Source organism: Alphaproteobacteria bacterium (assembly GCA_016722515.1).
GTDB lineage: Bacteria > Pseudomonadota > Alphaproteobacteria > Rickettsiales > JADKJE01 > JADKJE01.
The window spans coordinates 92,397-111,051 of record JADKJE010000006.1 but is presented as its reverse complement, the minus strand read 5'-3'; the positions used below and the strand labels follow the sequence as shown (position 1 = coordinate 111,051).

Here is an 18,655-nt window from a genome sequence, read left to right as displayed (position 1 = left end):
ACTAAAGAACTTAATCATCACTTGGTTAATATTGATTTAATCGCTCGTTATAGTGCTACAGTTCATCAACTTCTCCAAAAACCCCTCCCACGGATGAATAATAATCACTGCTTGTTCAGGCGCTAGCACAGCTGCAATGTGATTTTTAAATATGTCTATGGGAAGCGGGATCGGCGTTTGGGAAAGGATGAAATGCACCTTGTCATTAATCCGTTTTTCAATGGCCTCCATGGACTCCCCTTTCCCTTTCATTTTTAGCTGATAAAAGAACCAATGCATTAAATTATGACGATGATGTTCGATCATGGAAACGGAATCGCACACGATCACCCATTTCATAATGAGATCATCGCTGATAAACCAATGACTGATGGTTTTATTGATAAATAGGGCTTCACTCAAATTAGGAAATTCCCTCAACGGAAAATTCATTCCCTGATAAACGATAATACAGGGATTTTCATCCTGCTTTTCCTGCCGATACACCATATTCGCTCCTCCCAAACGCCCATAAAAAAAGTCACCAGAGATGTCCTTCTCTGGTGACCGGGAGTTTAGAAGTCGCAACTACACGACCGCGACGGTTTTTAAACCGTGAGGTTCTGGACATACCGCCGCCTCCCGGTCCTAAATAGCCGAGAAGCAACGTAATAGTCGGATCATTATCCGGTAGTCGAGAGGTTCTAACGCCCCAGTCGTCCGAGTGGACAAACCAGTTTTATCTTAACAGGGAATGGAGATTTTTCAATTGGGCATGTTGGGTCATTAAAACAACCTTTATCAGTCTAGGCAGTTTTTTACGTCTTACATTTACTTGCCTATTAACGCCTTGTTTTTTTCCAGGCAATTGATACAGTACGTTAGAATTTTGCTATCACCAGAGGACATATGATTAAATCAACAAAGATCCTTGATTCAAAAAATATTACGAAAGAAAATGTGCTTAAAGTTCAATCTTTAACTCCAAAACGCAAATGTTTTTCTACTTATAGTGGAATTCAGGACAAAAAAAAGAATAGCAAGAAATCGTTTTCTATTTCTTTTATTGAATCAATAGGCCCTATATTCGAAGCAATGACTGATCTAAAACTTTCCTATAGTAACACTTTCGAGAACTATTACTTAAATATTGAAAACGAGCAAGAATTGAATAAAATTAAAGAATGGGAAGAGCGACAAGGAACTAGAATATTCCTCAGAGACACACTTTCACTTTCAATAGCCCTAGGACTTAACCTTCAGGAAAATCATACTCATACTGATATTGGGAAACTTGAAAATCAGGCTAAACATTCTCAGGACCTTCAAGCTATTAAAAATTTGACTACTCTTATTCAAGATACGATTTCCTCTCTCCCTTTTTATAAGAACGCAGATTTTATTTGTGCCATCCCCCCTTCACCAGATAAAACTTTCGATTTACCCAGCACTCTTGTTTCAAATATTAGTAATAATTTAAATAAACTGGATATAACATCAAACTTTAGATTTCATTCTTCAAAATCTTCAATAAAAGAATCTTCACTAGACCAAAAATGGGATGTCTGGGAAAGTACAGGATTATATTATGATTCAGCCACTGGACCAAATTTAAAAGGAAAAACCATTATTTTAATAGATGATAAATATCAATCTGGCATAACTATTCAGTTTGTAGCTATGAAATTACAGCAGGCCGGTGCATCAGCAATCTACGGATTAAGTATTGTTAAAACATTACGTGATACAGATAATTTATGAAAATGATAAATATGGGTCCTATCACAGATAAAACTTTTATCCCAAGGCCAATTAAAATTAGCCTCGATGATGTTTTATACCCTGAACGCATTAAAATAATTATGGGAGCAAAAGCTCCTAAATTTCTTTATTTAATAGGTAATATAGAACTACTTAAACCACAAAGCATTGGTTTTTGTGGATCTAGAAAAGCAAGTCTCAAAGGAATTGAGACTGCTAAGGATTGCGCAGAACAGGCAGCAAATAATCATATTATTGTTATATCTGGAAACGCAACTGGAGTCGATATAGAAGCGCATTTCAACAGCTTAAAAGCCGGAGGAAGCACAATTATTGTTATTCCTGAAGGGATAGATCATTTCAAAATTAAGAACGAATTAAAGTCTGTTTGGGATTGGCAACGTATATTAATAATTAGCCAATTTGAGCCAAATGACCCATGGAAAGCATTTAGAGCTATGACCAGAAATCAACTTATTATTGCTTTAAGTCGAGTGATGATAGTAATAGAAGCAGGTGAAAAGGGCGGCACTATGAATGCAGGTATGGAAACTCTTAAAATGGGATTACCCCTGTTCGTAGCCGAATATGAAGATATGACCCATGATGCGAAAGGAAATAAAATATTGCTTGGATTAGGAGCACAAAGATTAGCAAAAAGCAAAATAACTCATCGTGCCAATATGCAGCATGTTATAGAACAAGTTCAAACCGATGTGGGCATTCAACATGCCCTTAGGCAAGGAAAATTATTTTAAATATTCTTTTTAGCACTTGATTGGGGGTACTTATAGGATAGGGCATTTGCATTTTAAAAGTTCTACAGCGAATTAGTTTAAATATTGGGGGGCACTTATGGGGGCATCTAAAAATAAAATAACAGCAACAAACGCAATAAATCAACAACTTAATCCTTGAATATGTCCGTCACCCCACCGCCATTAACTGCTTTTGGAAATTCTCCGTTGCGGGTGAATGTTCCAAAAGTCCCCACGCTGTGCGACCTTTTCAGGTCATAGCTGTGTACTTACCCATTTCCTCCAAATCCTGAAACTCCCCGAAGAAACCCTCTCTCCTGCCAAATGTTCTCTGCGGGCTGTGCACCTGTCACCGCACAAGTACACAGCTTAATCGCCCGTAATTCCTTGTTTTCGGAATTCGTGATTTCAGATGTGCGTTGCATCTCCAATTTCTCACAGCATTTCATAGATATACTGGCTTCTTCCAATATGTGCGGGGTTGTTGATTTCAGCAGTCAGAAGTATTCTGGCAGCATGGAAAAAAACATCGATACATTAACGGATGAACAAAGATTAAGCGAAGTCGCAGGAATACTTGCGGCAGGCATCATCCGTTTCAAAGAACGTCAGAAACAGAGTAAATCTGCGCCTTCTGGAGAACTTCCACTGGACTTCGTGCCAACCAGAAGCATGTGTGTAACCGTAACCAAAACGGAGAAACACCATGAATAACAACGTACTGGCACAGGTTGCGGCTCTACCAAAAATGGGTGCGCCTGAGCTTAAGAAAATGTGGAAGGAATTGTATCGCAGCGATCCACCTCCATTCAACAAACCCTACTATGTAAAACGGCTCGCTTACCGCATTCAGGAGGTTGCCTTCGGGGTTGATAGCAGCCGAGTCGATAAGCGACTGTCTGCCCTCTGTGAACGCGACCTGGATAAACCAGCAAAGGAACGCAAGCGGCTTGAAGTGCATCGCCCCGCTACTGGCACACGGCTCATGCGTGAATGGAATGGGCATGAACACCATGTTGCCGTCCTTGAGGATGGCTTCGAATATAAAGGCCAGCGGTACACAAGCCTCTCGGCAATCGCACGCAAGATAACTGGCACGCGCTGGAACGGATTGGTTTTCTTCGGACTCAAACGAATGAAGGATTACCGCCATGCTTGAAACAAAGAAAAGAATCCGCGCGGCGGTCTATACCCGTAAATCACATGAGGAAGGGTTAGAACAAGAATTCAATTCGCTGGATGCACAGCGCGAAGCTGGTGAAGCCTTCGTTATTTCACAACGCCATGAAGGCTGGACACTGGTTGCCGACAATTACGATGATGGCGGTTTCAGCGGCGGGTCGATTGAACGCCCAGCCCTCAAGCGGTTGATGAAGGATATTGAGGATGGCAAAGTGGATGTGGTGGTGGTTTATAAAATCGACCGCCTGACACGCTCGCTTACGGATTTTTCCAAGCTGATTGAAGTTTTTGACAGGCGGAACGTATCCTTCGTTTCCGTGACCCAGCAATTTAACACCACCACCTCCATGGGACGGCTGATGCTGAACGTCCTGCTTTCATTCGCGCAGTTTGAGCGTGAGGTCACAGGCGAACGCATCCGCGATAAGTTTGCCGCTTCCAAAAAGAAAGGCATGTGGATGGGCGGTGTACCGCCGCTGGGATACGACATCATTGACCGCAAACTGGTGATTAACGAAGCCGAAGCTAAGGCAGTGCAGCACATCTTCGCACGGTTCGCGGAAATTGGCTCAGTCACCGACTTGGTGCTTGAGTTACGCAAAACAGGCTACCGCAGTAAAACCTATCTCAGCCAGAGCGGCAGAACGAAAGAAGGCCGTTACCTTGATAAAGGAACCCTTTATAAAATATTGGGCAACCGAGTTTATATCGGCGACATTGGTCACAAAGGGCAATACTACCCTGGCTTACATCAGGGAATTATTGACCGAGAAATATGGGATAAAACGCAGGCGATAAAAGCGATTGATCCGCATATCCGCAAAATCCAAAACCACCACATTCCCTCCGCCCTGCTGAAAAGCGTGATGCGGTGCTCAGGTTGCGACTCTGGCATGACACCTACACACACGCGCAAGAACGGCAAACTCTACCGCTATTACAGCCCGAACGCCGTCATGAAAAAATCATGCGGCACTTGCCCCGTCGGCAACGTCCCTGCAGGTGAAATTGAAAGCATCGTGTTCGGGCAGCTAAAGGCATTATTCAAAACACCAGAAATGATTGTCAGGGTGTGGGAACAAGCACGGGAGCATGACACCAACATCAAAGAATTTCATATCCGCGAAGCATTTACCGACATTGACCGCATTTGGGATGAACTGTTTCCAAGGGAACAGGAGCGCATTGTCAAACTGCTGGTCGAGCGTGTGATTGTAGGAAAAAATGGCGTTGATGTCCGCATCCGTGCAGGCGGTGTCGGCTCGCTGGTAACGCATGTACGCGCACTTCAGGCAGAAAAGGAAATGGCATGAGCAAAAACATGGAATATCTCGGTAACGGGGTCATCAATATCCATATCCCCTTCGCGGTGAAACGGCGCGGCGGCAGAAAATTGATACTCTCTCCCAATGGTGACAACGCTGTTTTTGAAGCCAAGCCACATCAAGACAATTCGCTCATCAAGGTACTGGTTCGCGCTTATAAATGGCGCAAGCATTTTGAAACCAGCAAATATAAATCACTCGATGAATTGGCGGAAAAACTGGAGATAAATAAATCCTATCTGGCACGGGTGATGCGCGTGAATTATCTAGCCCCTGACATTAAGGAATCCATTCTCAATGGCATGCAGCCGCGCACACTCACTACCACGGAACTATTGAAGCCATTCCCTGAAGCATGGACGGAACAGCGCGGTTGGTTCGGATTTTCTAAACCGCAGCTTTGATAATTCGGGTCACAACACCCCAGATTTGAAAGCCAGTGTCCGCACCAATTTCAATGGGACGATAATTATCGTTCTCGGGCATCAAAGACAGCGCATTTTTGGTTTTATGCAGTCGTTTTACAGTTAAATCACCATCAACCGCCGCGACAACAATGTTGCCGTTCTTTGCCTCAAGGCCGCTATCCACCACCAGAATATCATCTGGCTCAATTCCAGCATTAATCATTGAATCGCCAAATGCCTGGACGCAGAAGGTTTTTGCAGGATCGCGCACCAAACATTCAGAAAGATTTAGTGTGTCGCCCACATGGTCATCGCCCCAACAAGGGCTACCAGCCGCAACTTTGCTTGCATACAAAGGGATTTGCCACCCTTGGTTTTCTACGAAATCTTTTACCGCATCATCCATGCTTGCGGGTATCCGTACAGTAATAGTTTTCTCACCGTATTTACCTGTTCCTTTGGGTCGACCTGCTCCAGTTCGTGCGCCACCCCTAGCCATAAATATCCTCGGTTGTAATTCTCTATTGCAAAATCGTTAATTAGATAGAATAATGCAACATTATTCAAAAATCAACGGGCAAATAAAGGGATGGGAGTATGGCAGTATCGATCAGAACAGTGGTTAGTCACGTACCCAAACCTATGTGGAAAACGTATTGCGAACACCACAATATTTCCTTTGCTGAACCAATTGATTGGGAGCAGGAAGACAAGGCTGTTGCCTCCGCTCTTGAAGATGCGATCAATGCTCTGCCCCAAGCCGAATATGAACCAATTCACGCCCACCTTGAACGCATCAACGTAGTCGCGAGCGAGCGTGGCATCAAGGCGTTGATCAACGCGAGCGATACGCCAGATGAGATGACTGCAAAACTCGAAGCCATGGAAAATAGCCACCACCGCGCCATGGCTATTTTCATTGAGAATGAAACCCTTTTCAAAACCGCCGAGGAACTGCTCTTTGTGGATTTCAAAGTCGAAGGCAGGTCGTGGCAGCACTACTCCATAAAAATGGAAGATGCGCTCGAAACCATCACCGAGGAGGATGCGAATGAATTCGCCTTCGAGGTGGCAAAAATTATCCGCCATAATTTCGACAACCGTGATGAATGCTGCGGCGAAGTTTATAAACGCTATTCCGATGGCACGCGCCAGATCAGTGTGTATGTGAACGATCTTCCAAACAGTAATATTCAGGTCGAGAAAAAGAAGCTACAGCGCGTGAGCACTAAGAAAGCGATTGTTGCGGCTGTGGTATATGACCCGCAGACAAAACAGCTTTGCACGGTAGTTGACGGCGGCAAAGAGAATCACGATCAGGTTCGCCAAGCCTTTGCCAAAGCCATCCTAAAACAGGAAGCCACCGAATTCACTGCCTCTGAACCTGTCCGCTTCGCCATTGATAAATTCAAGTCGCGTCCCGTTGCTCCGCTGCTTCAGACGAAGCCAGAGCACAACATCGAGGTGGTGCGGGTACGGAAATTAGATCTTTCCACCAATACGCCTTTCAAACACATCCTCACCGTGGACGCGATGGCGAATGGCAAGGATTCGGATATGTATGCGCTTCGCACATTCTTCGATGAAAGCGGCGCATTATATTCTAAATACAATCTGTTTCATGTCGTTCTGAGCTTCCACTTCCACCCGAAGGCTGGTGGCAAGCGTGGCCATGTGATCCATCTTTCTCTCAAGAAGAACGGCTCTGATCTCAAGCATCTGAAAGAGGATGATCGCCAGATGATCGAAGGCTACTTGAAGCAATGGGGAATCCTTGAGGATGTGGTGACGGAACAGGCGGAAACTCCAGAAGCAGCAGCCGAGAAGGAATATGCCTAAAAACCGTCATGAGTGGCTGATTCAGATATTCGATACGGGCGAACATATCACTCTCGCCGATGCGGGCCTGCAGGATAGGCAGTTATGGTTCGAAGCACTGGTGAAGGAAAAAGCACTTGTGCATTCGGGCAATGTGAGCCGCCTTTTGTGTCCGCAGTGCGATGAACCTCACGACATCATTGTCGATCCTACCACCTTCAAAGGCTACTGCGTTGACGCTGGCCATATATCTTTCACTGCCAAGCAGGTGATGCAATATCAGGCTTCCCATGAATGGCTGATCGAAGCCGCACGCACATCCCTCAGTATTGCCGCCACGGACAAAACCAAGGATATAATCACTGGCACATGCTGGAAAATTGGCTCGGCGCGGCTGGAAAAGAAACTCCGCCCCATTTTCCTATGCCGTGGCTATGATTCATCAAAGAAAGCAGTAGATGACGGTATCGCGGCTCTGGCCGACGAAACTGGCATGATCTTCCTCACATCTCCTCACCAGCAGAATCCAGAGAAAATTGCCGCGCACCGTGCCGTTTCTCTAATGCTCTGCCTGGGCGATAAGCCCGATAAGAGCTTCCTCAATGCGGACGTGCTTGAGCGGATGTGGAACAACCAGCCCGCTGAGAATGGCCAACTTACGCATTCAGCCGATTACCGTAACGTAACATTGAACGGCACAACGCACCATTTCCCAGGCTGACAGTGCGTGCGTTCGTACAAATCTCATCCAGCTATAAAAAAAGGCCAAAAATCCGCCAAGACCTCGGAAATTATGAGTGCCATTGGCATAGATAGTACCCGTCGCATTACCGATCTGTTCAAGGGCCACACATCTTGGAAACAACTTATCGAGTACGGCAACCCACGTGGCACATGCCACCTTCGGATCAATTAATCCGCATTCCTCACCAATCTCCTAACAAGCTGAGGCTCTAACTCCTCACCAGTCACCTGCGAAATTCTCCCTGGTTACATCAACAAACCAAGGAGAAGCATCAATGACTGGAACATTCCTTAATCCCAAGGAACTGGCCCAACGCTGGAAAATATCACCAAGCACCTTAGAGCGGTGGCGGTGGTTAGGCGTTGGCCCAAACTTTATCAAAATCGGCGGACGCATTCGTTATCGGCAAGAAGAAGTCGATGCGTATGAAGCCACGCACGACGAAGGCGCAATTCGGCAACTCGCCCAGCAAAACATGGCTTCCGAGCCAGAGGGGGTTGCATGAGCACGCGCATCACCCTCGAGCAGCTGACGCACATGAAGATCGGCGAGATCGCCAACCTTAGTCAGCAGGAAATCCAAGAACTTATCCGCGATGCCGACGAGTCCATACGCAAAGCAAAGCTGCTTCGCAAGTGGCTGGACGGTGCGCTCGAAGTTCAACGCCGTCAACGCGCCAAAAACCAACCAACCAAAGGAGAATAAAATGTTTAAATCCAAACTCGAAAAGCTTTTCAAAGATGATTACACGGCAAAAAAGCTGCCTGAAAACATCCGCATCCCTGCACTGGGTGCGATTCATGAAGAAATCATCAAGCCAATTGCGGAAGCCACTCTTGATGAATTGGAATTTGCTGCGCTGGCGTTGGACAAGGAAGCGGATGCGATCACCACATGCGCTTACGCCATTCGCCGTCTTTACAAAGAGGCACGCAGCAAAGGCGCACTCGGCGGTGAAAATATCCTTGATGCGCTTGCCCGCAAAGGGGGTGCAGAATGACGCTCCCCATCATCAGTGCCGATGAACGCCTGAAGGAAACCAAGGGTATCAAAGGCTGTATTTTTGGCAAAAGCGGTATCGGAAAAACGTCCCTGTTATGGACGATGCCTTCCGAAACCACGCTGTTCTTTGATCTTGAGGCTGGCGATCTGGCGATTGAAGGCTGGCAAGGCGACACCATCCGTCCGCGCACCTGGCAGGAATGCCGTGATTTTGCAGTGTTTATCGGTGGGGCTAATCCATCCTTGCGCGATGACCAGCCTTACAGCCCAGCGCATTATGCTGCGGTGTGTGAACGCTACGGCAATCCTGCTGCACTCGATAAATACGACACCATTTTTATCGACAGTATCACAGTAGCGGGTCGCCTCTGCTTCAACTGGTGCAAAGGGCAACCGCAAGCATTCAGCGAAAAAACTGGCAAGCCAGATACGCGCGGTGCTTACGGACTTCACGGTCAGGAAATGATCGGCTGGCTCACCCACCTGCAGCACACGCGCGGCAAGAACATCTGGTTTGTCGGCATCCTCGACGAGAAGCTGGATGACTTTAACCGCCGTGTTTACCAGCCGCAGATTGAGGGCAGCAAAACTGGCCTCGAACTCCCTGGCATCGTTGATCAAGTGATCACCATGGCGGAAATGCCGACCGAGAGCGGCGCATCCTTCCGCGCCTTCATTTGCCACACCCTCAATGAACAAGGCTTCCCCGCGAAAGATCGCTCAGGGCGGCTGGAACTCATGGAGGAGCCGCATCTCGGACGGCTCATGGAAAAGGTCAAAGGCAAAGTGCGCCCCGCGTCTGAACGCCTGACCCACGCAATCCCCCAAACAACCGAAACACAAGGAGCATAATTTATGAGCTGGAACGATTTCAACAATGCAGAAGATCAGAACAGTTTTGATCCGCTGCCAAAAGGCACTCTCGTTAAAGTGCGTATGACCATCAAACCAGGTGGTCACAATAATGAGCAAAAAGGCTGGACTGGCGGATACGCCACCCGCAACGCCACCAGCGGCGCAGTTTACCTGAACGCTGAGTTTGTGGTGCTGGAAGGCCAGTATGCCCGCCGTAAAATCTGGAGCCTGATTGGGCTGCACAGTGAAAAAGGCGAAGAATGGGCTAACATTGGACGCTCGTTAATCAAGGGCATCCTCAATTCCGCGCGTGGCCTCGGCAACAAGGATAATTCACCCGCTGCTCAAAACGCACGCCGCATTAACGGCCTCGGCGATCTTGACGGGATCGAGTTCCTTGCGCGGGCGGATATTGAGAAAGACCAGAACGGCAATGACAAAAACGTCATCAAATACGCCGTCACCAGCGACAATAAGGAATATGCCGCATTGATGGGTCGTGGTGGTTATACCGCCGCACCAGCTGCTGCCGCATCGCCGAGCCAACCCCAAAAACCAGCGGGCAATATGCCTTCCTGGGCACAGTAAGGGGGTGGCAGAATGTTACTGAGACCCAGACAGAAAGAGCTTGTCGCCAACACGGTAGCAGCCCTGAAAGAGCATGGAAACACGCTGGCCGTTGCCCCGACGGGTGCCGGCAAGACCATTATGCTTTCAGCGGTGCTCGGTGACTTGTTCAAAGACGATATCAGCAAGGCGTGCGTGTTGGCGCACCGCGATGAATTGACGGTTCAAAACCAGACCAAATTCAAGCGCGTGAATCCACACCTCAGCACCAGCGTTTATAACGCTTCTATCAAGACGTGGCATGGCGATGTGACATTTGCCATGGTGCAGACCCTGTCGCGGGAAAGCAACCTCGCCACCATGCCGGTGCTGGACGCGCTGGTAATTGATGAAGCGCACCACGCACGGGCTGACAGCTATCTGCGCGTGATTGAACACGCCCAGAAGGTCAACCCCGCCGTCAAGCTGCTGGGTATGACCGCTACGCCGAACCGTGGCGATAAGCTGGGCTTGCGTCCTATTTTCAGCAATGTGGCTGATCAGATCACCGTTAAGGAACTGATCGCCTCTGGTCACCTCGTTCCACCACGCACTTTCGTGATGGATGTGGGTGTGCGCGACGAACTGAGCAAAGTCCGCAAAACCGCACTTGATTACGATATGGGCGCGGTTGCCAATATCATGAACACTGTGCCGATTAACGATGCGGTAGTGAAACACTGGCAGGAAAAAGCGGGTGATCGCAAAACCGTGGTGTTCTGCTCTACCGTCAAACATGCACAGGATGTGGCGGCGAGTTTTAACGCCGCTGGCGTGCCTGCCGTGTTCGTGCATGGCGATATGTCAGAAACCGAACGCAATAATACCATCGCCGCTTACACCTCGGGCGAAGCGCAAGTGATTGTTAATGTGGCGGTACTGACCGAAGGCTGGGATTTCCCGCCCACTGCCTGTGTGGTGTTGCTGCGTCCAAGCTCTTACAAATCCACCATGGTGCAGATGATCGGTCGCGGCCTCCGCACGATTGATCCCAATGAGCATCCAGGCGTGGTGAAAAAAGACTGCATCGTGCTGGATTTTGGCACGGCAAGTCTGATTCACGGTGCGCTTGAGCAGGAAGTTGATCTGGATGATCACAATCAGGATGGTGACGCGCCTTATAAGGATTGCCCTGAATGTGGCGCATCCGTTCCCATTGCCACCAGAGAATGTGCGCTGTGCGGCTATGTATGGGAAAGTGCGAACACTTCCAAGACGTTGGGCAGCAACGATTTCGTGATGACGGAAATCGACCTGTTGAAGCGTTCCAGTTTCTTGTGGTGCGACCTGAATAATGACGACCGCTACTTCGTGGCGACGGGTTTCAACGCCTGGGCTGGTGTGTTTATTAAAGATGGTGACTGGCACGCCGTTGGCGGTCGCAAGAATGAGCAGCCGAAATTGCTGGCTTCGGGGGAACGCATTGTGTGTTTCGCCTCAGCGGATGATTACCTCAACCTCTTTGAAAGCGAGGACACGGCTCACAAAACCCGTTCATGGCTGCACCAGCCAGCAACGGAAAAGCAGCTTCACTGGCTACCAGAGCACCGCAACGATTACGGCCTGACGCGCTATCGCGCCTCGGCACTGATGACCATGCGCTTTAACCAGCAAGCTATTCAGAACGCGATTCGCGGGAGGGCAGCATGATTGACCCGACCGATTTTGAAAAAGACTGCATGGCAGCAGCGTTGAAGCCACTTGGCGAATATGTCGCCGAGATTGGCATGCACCGTTCTTTCGCGGAAATGACGAAGCATGAGGTGCTTACCATCATCGAAGTGGTGGTCACAGCTTATCAGGATCGCATGCGCGAGGGTAGCTCGGAGGTGCCGTTCTGATGTTAGATTTTAATCACAGACCCACCTTTACCGAAACACTCAACACGCTGATTGATGCGGCGTTGGTGGCAGAACAGAAAACCAAACCCGAGCGCGACTATATGGGCGCGTCACGGCTTGGCGTTTCCTGCCAGCGTGCGCTTCAATACGAATATACGCATACGCCGAAGGATGAAGATTTCTCTGGGCAAACGCTGCGTATTTTTGCCGCTGGTCACGCCTTTGAAGATATGGCGATCAAATGGCTTCAAGCCGCTGGTCTGCAATTATTCACACGAAAGCAAAACGGTGAAGCCTTTGGTTTCTCTGTTGCTGGCGGCCGCATCCGTGGCCATGTCGACGGCATTATCAATGGTGCGCCCGAGGAATTGGGTTTGAGCTTCCCGATGTTGTGGGAGTGCAAATCCATGAATGCTAAGTCATGGAAGGACACCGTCAAAAATGGTGTGGCGAAATCCAAGCCCGTCTATGCCGAGGCATATATGGAAGGCACGGTTTCGGGTATTTCACGCAATCCCGCGCTGTTTACCGCCGTCAATAAAGACACCGCCGAGATTTATCACGAGCTCGTACCGTTTGATGCTGCCACCGCGCAGGCAGCAAGTGATCGCGCTGTGATGATTCTGCGTGCCACGGAAACTGGCGAGTTGATGCCGCGCTTCACCGCCGACCCTGAATATTACGAATGCCGATTCTGCTCCTACCGACAGCGGTGTTGGGAGGGGAATGCATGAGTCATGACTGGAAAGATTTTAACGATGCACGCACCCAAACCACACCCAAAGAAGAAGCAACCATCTCAGTTGATGAGATTAAATCACTGCTTCTCGGCAGGCTACGCGAGGCTTTGCATTACCTATTGCCAGCTGGCGTCATCAGGAACGGAAAGTTTCATGTTGGTGATATTCATGGCAACAAAGGCGACAGCCTCGTTGTTGAACTGAACGGCACGAAAGCTGGTCAGTGGCATGATTTTGCGACGGGTGAAGGTGGCGACATCATCGCTCTCTGGGCTGGCGTGCATGGCAAAGACACGCGCAGCCAGTTCCCCGATGTCATAAGCGCAATTCATGAATGGCTGGGCAGTCCGTGCAAGCCTGTTCCAAAGCATGTGCTATCGGCTGAAACGGAAGACCTTGGCCCTGTTACGGGCAAATGGGACTATCAGGATGCGGATGGCAATCTGATCGCCTGCGTTTACCGTTATGATCCGCCGAGCGGCAAGCAGTTCCGCCCATGGGATGTAAAGACACGCCGCAACCGCGCTCCCGAAATCAGGCCGCTCTACAATCAACCAGGCATCAAGGCTGCAAATGCCGTTGTGCTGGTTGAAGGTGAAAAAGCCGCGCAGGCATTAATCGATGCTGGTGTGTGCGCCACCACCGCCATGAATGGGGCAAACGCACCAACTGACAAAACTGACTGGTCACCTTTGGCAGGTAAGCATGTGATCATTTGGCCTGATCACGACGAGCCAGGGTTCAAATATGCGGAAAGCATAGCGGCTCGCCTCAAGACACTCGGCGTTGCTTCGCTGGCAGTGCTTGCCGTCCCCAATGGCAAACCTGAGAAATGGGATGCGGCTGACGCTGTGCTTGAAGGCATGGACATCGGCGCATTTCTGGTATCCGCCACTCGCGCCACTGTCGCCCCCACTACGGCTATTCCTGCATTTTCGGTCGGGCATTATCTGGATGACGATACTCCCATGCCGTCCGATATTGTCGCGCCGCGCATACTCACGCCTGGTGGATTGCTGGTACTTGGCGGCGCACCGAAGGTTGGCAAAAGCGATCTGCTGATCTGCTGGCTGGCTTACATGGCAGCAGGGATATCGTTCCTTGGCATGACACCCGCGCGACCGCTCAAGATTTTCTATCTGCAAGCGGAGATTGGTTATTTTTACCTGCGTGAGCGGCTGAAAAAGCTGAACATTGACCCAAACTTGATGCCGCTCGTGCGCGACAATCTGGTGGTCACGCCGCAAGTGCGGATGCTGCTTGATGAAGGCGGCGTTGAAAAAATGGTCGATACCATCCTCGGGCATTTTGTTCCGTCCGAGGTGGATGTGATCGTGATTGATCCGCTGCGTAACGTCTATGACGGCGGTAAATCAGGCAGCGAGAACGACAACAGCGCGATGCTTGCTTTCTTGCAGGATCGCATTGAGGGCGTACGCCACCGCATCAACCCGAATGCTGGCGTTATCCTTGCCCACCACACCAAGAAAATCACCAAAAAACTGCTGGAAGAAGATCCGTTTCAAGGCTTGAGCGGCGCAGGAAGCCTGCGGAGTTTCTACACCACGGGCATCATCATGTTCCGTCCCGACGAGAGCCGCAGCATCAAGCAATTGATGTTTGAGCTCCGCAATGGCGAAGGACTGGAAAACAAATACGTCGACAAGATTGACGGCAGATGGCGCGAACTGGAACTCGAATCCGCGCGGCTGGTGAACAAGGATTACGGCCAAAAGCTCGATGCGGAACGCCGCAGGAAGCACGATAAAATCTTGGAAATCATCTTTGATGAGGCTCGCAAAGGCGAACTCTACACCAGCAGCATGTTTTGTCAGGTGTGGGAACACAAGGCGGAACTGGGTGGCAGACATTCGATCCGTGATCGCATCGAAGTGCTGACTTCCAAAGGCTATATCAAGTTTGTGAAGGAAGGTGCGGCACGTTCGCGCAACGGTTTTTTATGTGTTGAAGGCATGGAAACGCCGACTGACAAAACTGACGTTGATCCTGTCACGGGTGAGATCACCACCATTTTCAAACGCCTTCTTCCAACGCATTTCCGCTCCCCTTCGGACGGCGGTCTGATGCCTGTCGAAGACCCCGAAGTGTGGATTTACCACGAGGGGGCAAGCGAATGAAACAGACCGTCAAACTGATGCAGTTGACCCGCAAACTGTCAAACTGCCGCAAACTGGAATCCAGCATTTTCAATGCTTTGAGAGCGATTCCAGTTGGACACGTCAAACTGAAGCGCAAACTGGGTCAACTGGCGCAAACCCTAGCAAACGCAACAGTTTTTCTCTCACCCCAGTTTGTCATCTCCCTCCCACACATAAATGTGTGCGTAACCCCCTCTGGGGAGTTCGCCGCTCACATGTGTCGTGGGTTGGAGGGATGCACAGCATTAACCCAACAGGAGGCTCTATGACCAACCCCAAACCAATCCTACTCAGCCTTGACCTTGGCACATCCACAGGCTGGGCAATCTGCAACGAATACGGTCGCATCGTCAGTGGCACGGCAAGTTTCAAGCCACGCCGCTTTGAAGGCGGTGGCATGCGTTACCTGCGTTTTGAACGCTGGCTCAATGAAACCCGCAATGTTTCTGGACGCATTGACGCTGTCTATTTTGAAGAAGTGCGCCGTCACATCGGTGTTGATGCTGCCCACGCTTACGGCGGCTTCCTCGCGCAGCTTACTGCCTGGTGCGAACACCACAGCATTCCCTACGAGGGCGTGCCAGTCGGCACAATCAAACGCTTCATTACCAGCAAAGGCAACGCCAGCAAGGATCAGGTGATCGCTGCCGTGCAAGCCCTCGGTCACAAACCCGAGGACGACAACGAGGCTGACGCGCTCGCGCTGTTGCATTTTGCCATCGAACAACATGACCAAGGGAGGAAATAATGAAAGGAGAAAACTTACTCAAACACGCCTTGCAGATCGTGGAAGATCGCCGCGCACAATACGGCGACTCCACCGAAATGTTTAACGAGGTGGCAAAACGCTGGTCGATTACGCTTGGCGTGGAAGTCAGCCCTGCCGCTGTTGTTCTGTGCCTGATTGATCTGAAGCTGGCACGCCTGCATCACACACCACACCACCTCGACAGCATTACCGACATTGCTGGTTACGCTGCCGTGCTTGCTGAGATTACGCAAGGAGGTGTCTATGGGAGATAAATGGACACACGAAAAGGTCGCGGATCATTTTGAGGAAGCGATTGCAACACTCAAACGCCTGCCTCCTGTTAAGGTGAAGGGATACTTCAACGTATGGCCTGAGGTGGTGCATACGCCGAACGAACTGATGTTTCAGGAAGCGTTCCCCATCCGGCTGCGTGCCATGCCTGACGCTATCTCACGTCTTGAGCAGACGTTTGAGTGGATGCAGTGGATTGAGGTGGAGGAGCGTAAGCTGATATGGAAGCGTGCTGCGCGTGTGCGGTGGAAAACTATCTGCTGGGAGTTTGGGTGCGACCGTTCAACTGCGTGGCGCAAGTGGGTGATTGCTTGCACCAAGATTGCAACACGCTTAAACGCGCAGGATCGTTGATGGAAAGTGTTGCAACACTTTTGTTCTCTACATTTGCAACATTTTCTGGCATGATGACACACATAATCGCGAGAGGTGCGTGCAACACACGACCTCACAAAATCCCCCTCAACGTCAAGCTCACACAGGCCCCCCACGGCTTAGGTACTTCCGCGCGAAGTCCTATGCGGGGGCGCGAGGCGCAGGATTTCGCCAGCGACAGAATAAAAATAGCGATTTCGTTTCGCTAACGGGCAAAGCAAAGCCCTGAAAAAACGCCATTAACTTAAAAGTAGAACCGAAATATGCACGTTTCGCTTACAGCAATCGAGCGCGTAATTCCCTATGCGCGTAATCCAAGGAACAACCAGGCAGCAGTCGCCAAGGTCGCAGCCAGCATCCGTGAATTCGGATGGCGGCAACCGATTGTGGTGGACAGCAACATGGTGGTGATCGTCGGTCACACACGCCTGCTTGCCGCCCAGCAACTGGGGTTGGAAAAAGTCCCCGTCCATGTGGCGGAAGGATTAACCGAGGCACAGGTGAAAGCCTACCGCCTCGCAGACAACCGCACCCATGAAGAAGCGGAATGGGACAATGAACTGCTCGCCATCGAACTTGGCGAATTGAAAGATTCAAATTTTGACCTCGGATTAACAGGCTTCGACGCTGACGAACTGGAAGCCTTGTTTAATGATGCGGCTCTGGAAGGATTAACCGATGATGACGCGATACCTGAAGCACCTGAAACTGCCACCTCACGCCTGGGCGATGTATGGGTACTGGGTGAACACCGTCTGCTCTGCGGAGATGCTACAAGCCCTGATGCTTATGCTCGGCTGCTTGGCGGCAACCCTGTAGACATGGTCTTTACCGACCCACCTTACAACGTGAATTATGGCGATACCGCCAAAGATAAGATGCGTGCCAAGGGCGGCGCAAAAGCTGGCCGCAAGATTATGAATGATAATCTGGGTGATGATTTCTACGGCTTCCTGCTTGCCGCATGCACCAATGCCGTTACGCATTGCAAAGGTGCGCTATACATCTGCATGTCGTCATCCGAATTGGATACGCTGCAAAAAGCCTTCCGTGAAGGCGGTGGACACTGGTCAACCTTCATCATCTGGGCGAAAAATACATTCACGCTCGGTCGCGCTGATTATCAACGGCAGTACGAGCCGATTCTTTATGGCTGGCCAGAAGGCAATAAGCATTTCTGGTGCGGAGCGCGTGACCAGGGCGATGTGTGGTTTTTCAATAAGCCACGCACCAATGACCTGCACCCCACCATGAAACCAGTGGAGCTGGTGCAGCGTGCCATTGAAAATTCCAGCAAAACCCGTGACACGGTGCTGGATTGTTTCGGCGGCTCAGGCTCGACGCTGATTGCGTGTGAGAAAATTAACCGCGCCGCACGGCTTATCGAACTCGACCCGAAATATTGCGATGTGATTATGAAACGCTGGGAAGATTTTACTGGCAAAAAAGCGACCAACGAAGAAGGCCAGCTATTTGCTGACCTTCAAGCGGAACGCCTTGGCGCAGAGGCTTAGGCAATTCGGTAGATACGCTCACCGCTCTCAGCTTTATCGCTGGCGATGGTGAGTCCCAGTTTTTTCTTAAGGTTCGCCATTGAGCCATGCACCGTGTGCTTCTGCCAGCTGGTGACATCCATAATGGCTTGGATGGTTGTGCCTTGGCGCAGCATGTCGAGCATGGTGGATTGTTTGGAAACGCGCTTCGGTTTTTCAGGGGGCGATTGTTCCTCTGGCTGTGCCGCGCTCGGTGTTTTGCCGATGGCAGCGAACCCCTCGTCGGTGATGAGGTAAAGCACCTCTTTGCCGTTTGGCTCACTGGGATGGAATTGGGTTTTGCGCTTCACGCATCCCTTCTTGAGCAGCGCATCGATGACTTTCGTCTGCGCGGCGGTCGGTATGTGGCTCATGAAATTGCGGATGCAATTCTCGGGCGCAGCCGCTGCTTGTTCGAGGATGGTCTGCTGGGTTTTGCTTAATTCGGTCATGGGTAGGCTCCTTTTTGTTGGTGTTTAATGCCCCGCGGGACACCGACATGAATGCTTGGAAAAACACGCTTATCAA

The 18,655-nt window shown here is 50.0% G+C and carries 24 protein-coding genes; 21 read left to right on the top strand and 3 right to left on the bottom strand.

The features are described from left to right. Positions 1-36: 36 nt before the first annotated feature. Entirely contained in the window at positions 37-489 is a 453-nt protein-coding gene (locus tag IPP74_12910; protein ID MBL0320169.1) for a hypothetical protein, read from the bottom strand. A gap of 399 nt (positions 490-888) precedes the next feature. Here IPP74_12910 and IPP74_12905 point away from each other — a divergent pair, with 399 nt between their 5' ends. The 6 genes from IPP74_12905 to IPP74_12880 all read left to right on the top strand — a co-directional run bounded on the left by IPP74_12905 (position 889) and on the right by IPP74_12880 (position 5,409). Continuing rightward, positions 889-1,740, top strand: coding sequence for a hypothetical protein (locus IPP74_12905; protein ID MBL0320168.1), 852 nt, complete (start codon positions 889-891; stop codon positions 1,738-1,740). Next, on the top strand, positions 1,737-2,498 hold the full coding sequence (locus tag IPP74_12900) for a DNA-processing protein DprA (GenBank protein MBL0320167.1): 762 nt from the start codon (positions 1,737-1,739) through the stop codon (positions 2,496-2,498). Before IPP74_12905 ends, IPP74_12900 begins: the two co-directional genes overlap by 4 nt. Positions 2,499-3,014: 516 nt before the next feature. Beyond that, positions 3,015-3,212, top strand: a complete 198-nt coding sequence (locus IPP74_12895) for a hypothetical protein (protein MBL0320166.1) — start codon at positions 3,015-3,017, stop codon at positions 3,210-3,212. Then, on the top strand, positions 3,205-3,657 hold the full coding sequence (locus IPP74_12890) for a DUF2924 domain-containing protein (protein ID MBL0320165.1): 453 nt from the start codon (positions 3,205-3,207) through the stop codon (positions 3,655-3,657). The genes IPP74_12895 and IPP74_12890 overlap by 8 nt, the downstream gene beginning before the upstream one ends. After that, positions 3,650-4,993 (top strand): recombinase family protein, encoded by a 1,344-nt coding sequence (locus IPP74_12885; protein ID MBL0320164.1) that lies wholly within the window; start codon positions 3,650-3,652, stop codon positions 4,991-4,993. The genes IPP74_12890 and IPP74_12885 overlap by 8 nt, the downstream gene beginning before the upstream one ends. Further along, entirely contained in the window at positions 4,990-5,409 is a 420-nt protein-coding gene (locus IPP74_12880; protein MBL0320163.1) for a hypothetical protein, read from the top strand. The genes IPP74_12885 and IPP74_12880 overlap by 4 nt, the downstream gene beginning before the upstream one ends. On the opposite strand, the gene umuD is transcribed toward IPP74_12880, so the two are convergent. Next, positions 5,393-5,911 (bottom strand): translesion error-prone DNA polymerase V autoproteolytic subunit, encoded by a 519-nt coding sequence (gene umuD / locus IPP74_12875; GenBank protein MBL0320162.1) that lies wholly within the window; start codon positions 5,909-5,911, stop codon positions 5,393-5,395. The genes IPP74_12880 and umuD overlap by 17 nt on opposite strands. 98 nt (positions 5,912-6,009) lie before the next feature. Here umuD and IPP74_12870 point away from each other — a divergent pair, with 98 nt between their 5' ends. From IPP74_12870 to IPP74_12800, 15 genes are all read left to right on the top strand, one after another. Next, the gene (locus IPP74_12870; GenBank protein MBL0320161.1) at positions 6,010-7,251 is read left to right on the top strand and encodes a hypothetical protein; all 1,242 of its coding nucleotides are present in this window, start codon (positions 6,010-6,012) and stop codon (positions 7,249-7,251) included. Next, positions 7,244-7,951 (top strand): hypothetical protein, encoded by a 708-nt coding sequence (locus IPP74_12865; protein ID MBL0320160.1) that lies wholly within the window; start codon positions 7,244-7,246, stop codon positions 7,949-7,951. Before IPP74_12870 ends, IPP74_12865 begins: the two co-directional genes overlap by 8 nt. Positions 7,952-8,249: 298 nt before the next feature. Beyond that, positions 8,250-8,480 (top strand): helix-turn-helix domain-containing protein, encoded by a 231-nt coding sequence (locus IPP74_12860; GenBank protein ID MBL0320159.1) that lies wholly within the window; start codon positions 8,250-8,252, stop codon positions 8,478-8,480. Then, positions 8,477-8,680, top strand: coding sequence for a hypothetical protein (locus tag IPP74_12855; protein ID MBL0320158.1), 204 nt, complete (start codon positions 8,477-8,479; stop codon positions 8,678-8,680). Before IPP74_12860 ends, IPP74_12855 begins: the two co-directional genes overlap by 4 nt. Before the next feature lies 1 nt (position 8,681). Further along, entirely contained in the window at positions 8,682-8,975 is a 294-nt protein-coding gene (locus IPP74_12850) for a hypothetical protein (GenBank protein ID MBL0320157.1), read from the top strand. Beyond that, the gene (locus tag IPP74_12845) at positions 8,972-9,829 is read left to right on the top strand and encodes an ATP-binding protein (protein MBL0320156.1); all 858 of its coding nucleotides are present in this window, start codon (positions 8,972-8,974) and stop codon (positions 9,827-9,829) included. Before IPP74_12850 ends, IPP74_12845 begins: the two co-directional genes overlap by 4 nt. A gap of 3 nt (positions 9,830-9,832) precedes the next feature. Further along, complete coding sequence (locus IPP74_12840) at positions 9,833-10,420, top strand: hypothetical protein (protein MBL0320155.1); 588 nt, start codon at positions 9,833-9,835, stop codon at positions 10,418-10,420. Positions 10,421-10,432: 12 nt separating this feature from the next. Beyond that, positions 10,433-12,088, top strand: a complete 1,656-nt coding sequence (locus IPP74_12835; protein MBL0320154.1) for a DEAD/DEAH box helicase — start codon at positions 10,433-10,435, stop codon at positions 12,086-12,088. Continuing rightward, positions 12,085-12,279 carry a hypothetical protein gene (locus IPP74_12830; GenBank protein ID MBL0320153.1) on the top strand — a complete coding sequence of 65 codons (195 nt, stop codon included), beginning with the start codon at positions 12,085-12,087 and terminating at the stop codon, positions 12,277-12,279. The genes IPP74_12835 and IPP74_12830 overlap by 4 nt, the downstream gene beginning before the upstream one ends. After that, positions 12,279-13,013 (top strand): PD-(D/E)XK nuclease family protein, encoded by a 735-nt coding sequence (locus tag IPP74_12825; GenBank protein MBL0320152.1) that lies wholly within the window; start codon positions 12,279-12,281, stop codon positions 13,011-13,013. Before IPP74_12830 ends, IPP74_12825 begins: the two co-directional genes overlap by 1 nt. Further along, on the top strand, positions 13,010-15,157 hold the full coding sequence (locus IPP74_12820) for an AAA family ATPase (protein ID MBL0320151.1): 2,148 nt from the start codon (positions 13,010-13,012) through the stop codon (positions 15,155-15,157). The genes IPP74_12825 and IPP74_12820 overlap by 4 nt, the downstream gene beginning before the upstream one ends. A 286-nt stretch (positions 15,158-15,443) precedes the next feature. Continuing rightward, entirely contained in the window at positions 15,444-15,926 is a 483-nt protein-coding gene (locus tag IPP74_12815; GenBank protein MBL0320150.1) for a hypothetical protein, read from the top strand. Between the two features lie 38 nt (positions 15,927-15,964). After that, positions 15,965-16,201 carry a hypothetical protein gene (locus IPP74_12810; protein ID MBL0320149.1) on the top strand — a complete coding sequence of 79 codons (237 nt, stop codon included), beginning with the start codon at positions 15,965-15,967 and terminating at the stop codon, positions 16,199-16,201. Continuing rightward, on the top strand, positions 16,191-16,574 hold the full coding sequence (locus IPP74_12805) for a helix-turn-helix domain-containing protein (protein ID MBL0320148.1): 384 nt from the start codon (positions 16,191-16,193) through the stop codon (positions 16,572-16,574). The genes IPP74_12810 and IPP74_12805 overlap by 11 nt, the downstream gene beginning before the upstream one ends. A 284-nt stretch (positions 16,575-16,858) precedes the next feature. Beyond that, on the top strand, positions 16,859-18,109 hold the full coding sequence (locus IPP74_12800) for a ParB N-terminal domain-containing protein (GenBank protein MBL0320147.1): 1,251 nt from the start codon (positions 16,859-16,861) through the stop codon (positions 18,107-18,109). Here the strand turns inward: IPP74_12800 and IPP74_12795 are convergent. Continuing rightward, a complete protein-coding gene (locus tag IPP74_12795; GenBank protein MBL0320146.1) occupies positions 18,106-18,579 on the bottom strand; it encodes a DUF3489 domain-containing protein in 474 nt (157 codons plus the stop codon). The genes IPP74_12800 and IPP74_12795 overlap by 4 nt on opposite strands. Between the last annotated feature and the right edge of the window lie 76 nt (positions 18,580-18,655).

What these genes read in the sequence shown, in the direction of transcription:
- IPP74_12910 (MBL0320169.1), bottom strand. Translation starts at nt 489, where the DNA reads ATGGTGTATCGGCAGGAAAAGCAGGATGAAAATCCCTGTATTATCGTT.
- IPP74_12905 (MBL0320168.1), top strand. Translation starts at nt 889, where the DNA reads ATGATTAAATCAACAAAGATCCTTGATTCAAAAAATATTACGAAAGAA.
- IPP74_12900 (MBL0320167.1), top strand. Translation starts at nt 1,737, where the DNA reads ATGAAAATGATAAATATGGGTCCTATCACAGATAAAACTTTTATCCCA.
- IPP74_12895 (MBL0320166.1), top strand. Translation starts at nt 3,015, where the DNA reads ATGGAAAAAAACATCGATACATTAACGGATGAACAAAGATTAAGCGAA.
- IPP74_12890 (MBL0320165.1), top strand. Translation starts at nt 3,205, where the DNA reads ATGAATAACAACGTACTGGCACAGGTTGCGGCTCTACCAAAAATGGGT.
- IPP74_12885 (MBL0320164.1), top strand. Translation starts at nt 3,650, where the DNA reads ATGCTTGAAACAAAGAAAAGAATCCGCGCGGCGGTCTATACCCGTAAA.
- IPP74_12880 (MBL0320163.1), top strand. Translation starts at nt 4,990, where the DNA reads ATGAGCAAAAACATGGAATATCTCGGTAACGGGGTCATCAATATCCAT.
- umuD (MBL0320162.1), bottom strand. Translation starts at nt 5,911, where the DNA reads ATGGCTAGGGGTGGCGCACGAACTGGAGCAGGTCGACCCAAAGGAACA.
- IPP74_12870 (MBL0320161.1), top strand. Translation starts at nt 6,010, where the DNA reads ATGGCAGTATCGATCAGAACAGTGGTTAGTCACGTACCCAAACCTATG.
- IPP74_12865 (MBL0320160.1), top strand. Translation starts at nt 7,244, where the DNA reads ATGCCTAAAAACCGTCATGAGTGGCTGATTCAGATATTCGATACGGGC.
- IPP74_12860 (MBL0320159.1), top strand. Translation starts at nt 8,250, where the DNA reads ATGACTGGAACATTCCTTAATCCCAAGGAACTGGCCCAACGCTGGAAA.
- IPP74_12855 (MBL0320158.1), top strand. Translation starts at nt 8,477, where the DNA reads ATGAGCACGCGCATCACCCTCGAGCAGCTGACGCACATGAAGATCGGC.
- IPP74_12850 (MBL0320157.1), top strand. Translation starts at nt 8,682, where the DNA reads ATGTTTAAATCCAAACTCGAAAAGCTTTTCAAAGATGATTACACGGCA.
- IPP74_12845 (MBL0320156.1), top strand. Translation starts at nt 8,972, where the DNA reads ATGACGCTCCCCATCATCAGTGCCGATGAACGCCTGAAGGAAACCAAG.
- IPP74_12840 (MBL0320155.1), top strand. Translation starts at nt 9,833, where the DNA reads ATGAGCTGGAACGATTTCAACAATGCAGAAGATCAGAACAGTTTTGAT.
- IPP74_12835 (MBL0320154.1), top strand. Translation starts at nt 10,433, where the DNA reads ATGTTACTGAGACCCAGACAGAAAGAGCTTGTCGCCAACACGGTAGCA.
- IPP74_12830 (MBL0320153.1), top strand. Translation starts at nt 12,085, where the DNA reads ATGATTGACCCGACCGATTTTGAAAAAGACTGCATGGCAGCAGCGTTG.
- IPP74_12825 (MBL0320152.1), top strand. Translation starts at nt 12,279, where the DNA reads ATGTTAGATTTTAATCACAGACCCACCTTTACCGAAACACTCAACACG.
- IPP74_12820 (MBL0320151.1), top strand. Translation starts at nt 13,010, where the DNA reads ATGAGTCATGACTGGAAAGATTTTAACGATGCACGCACCCAAACCACA.
- IPP74_12815 (MBL0320150.1), top strand. Translation starts at nt 15,444, where the DNA reads ATGACCAACCCCAAACCAATCCTACTCAGCCTTGACCTTGGCACATCC.
- IPP74_12805 (MBL0320148.1), top strand. Translation starts at nt 16,191, where the DNA reads ATGGGAGATAAATGGACACACGAAAAGGTCGCGGATCATTTTGAGGAA.
- IPP74_12800 (MBL0320147.1), top strand. Translation starts at nt 16,859, where the DNA reads ATGCACGTTTCGCTTACAGCAATCGAGCGCGTAATTCCCTATGCGCGT.
- IPP74_12795 (MBL0320146.1), bottom strand. Translation starts at nt 18,579, where the DNA reads ATGACCGAATTAAGCAAAACCCAGCAGACCATCCTCGAACAAGCAGCG.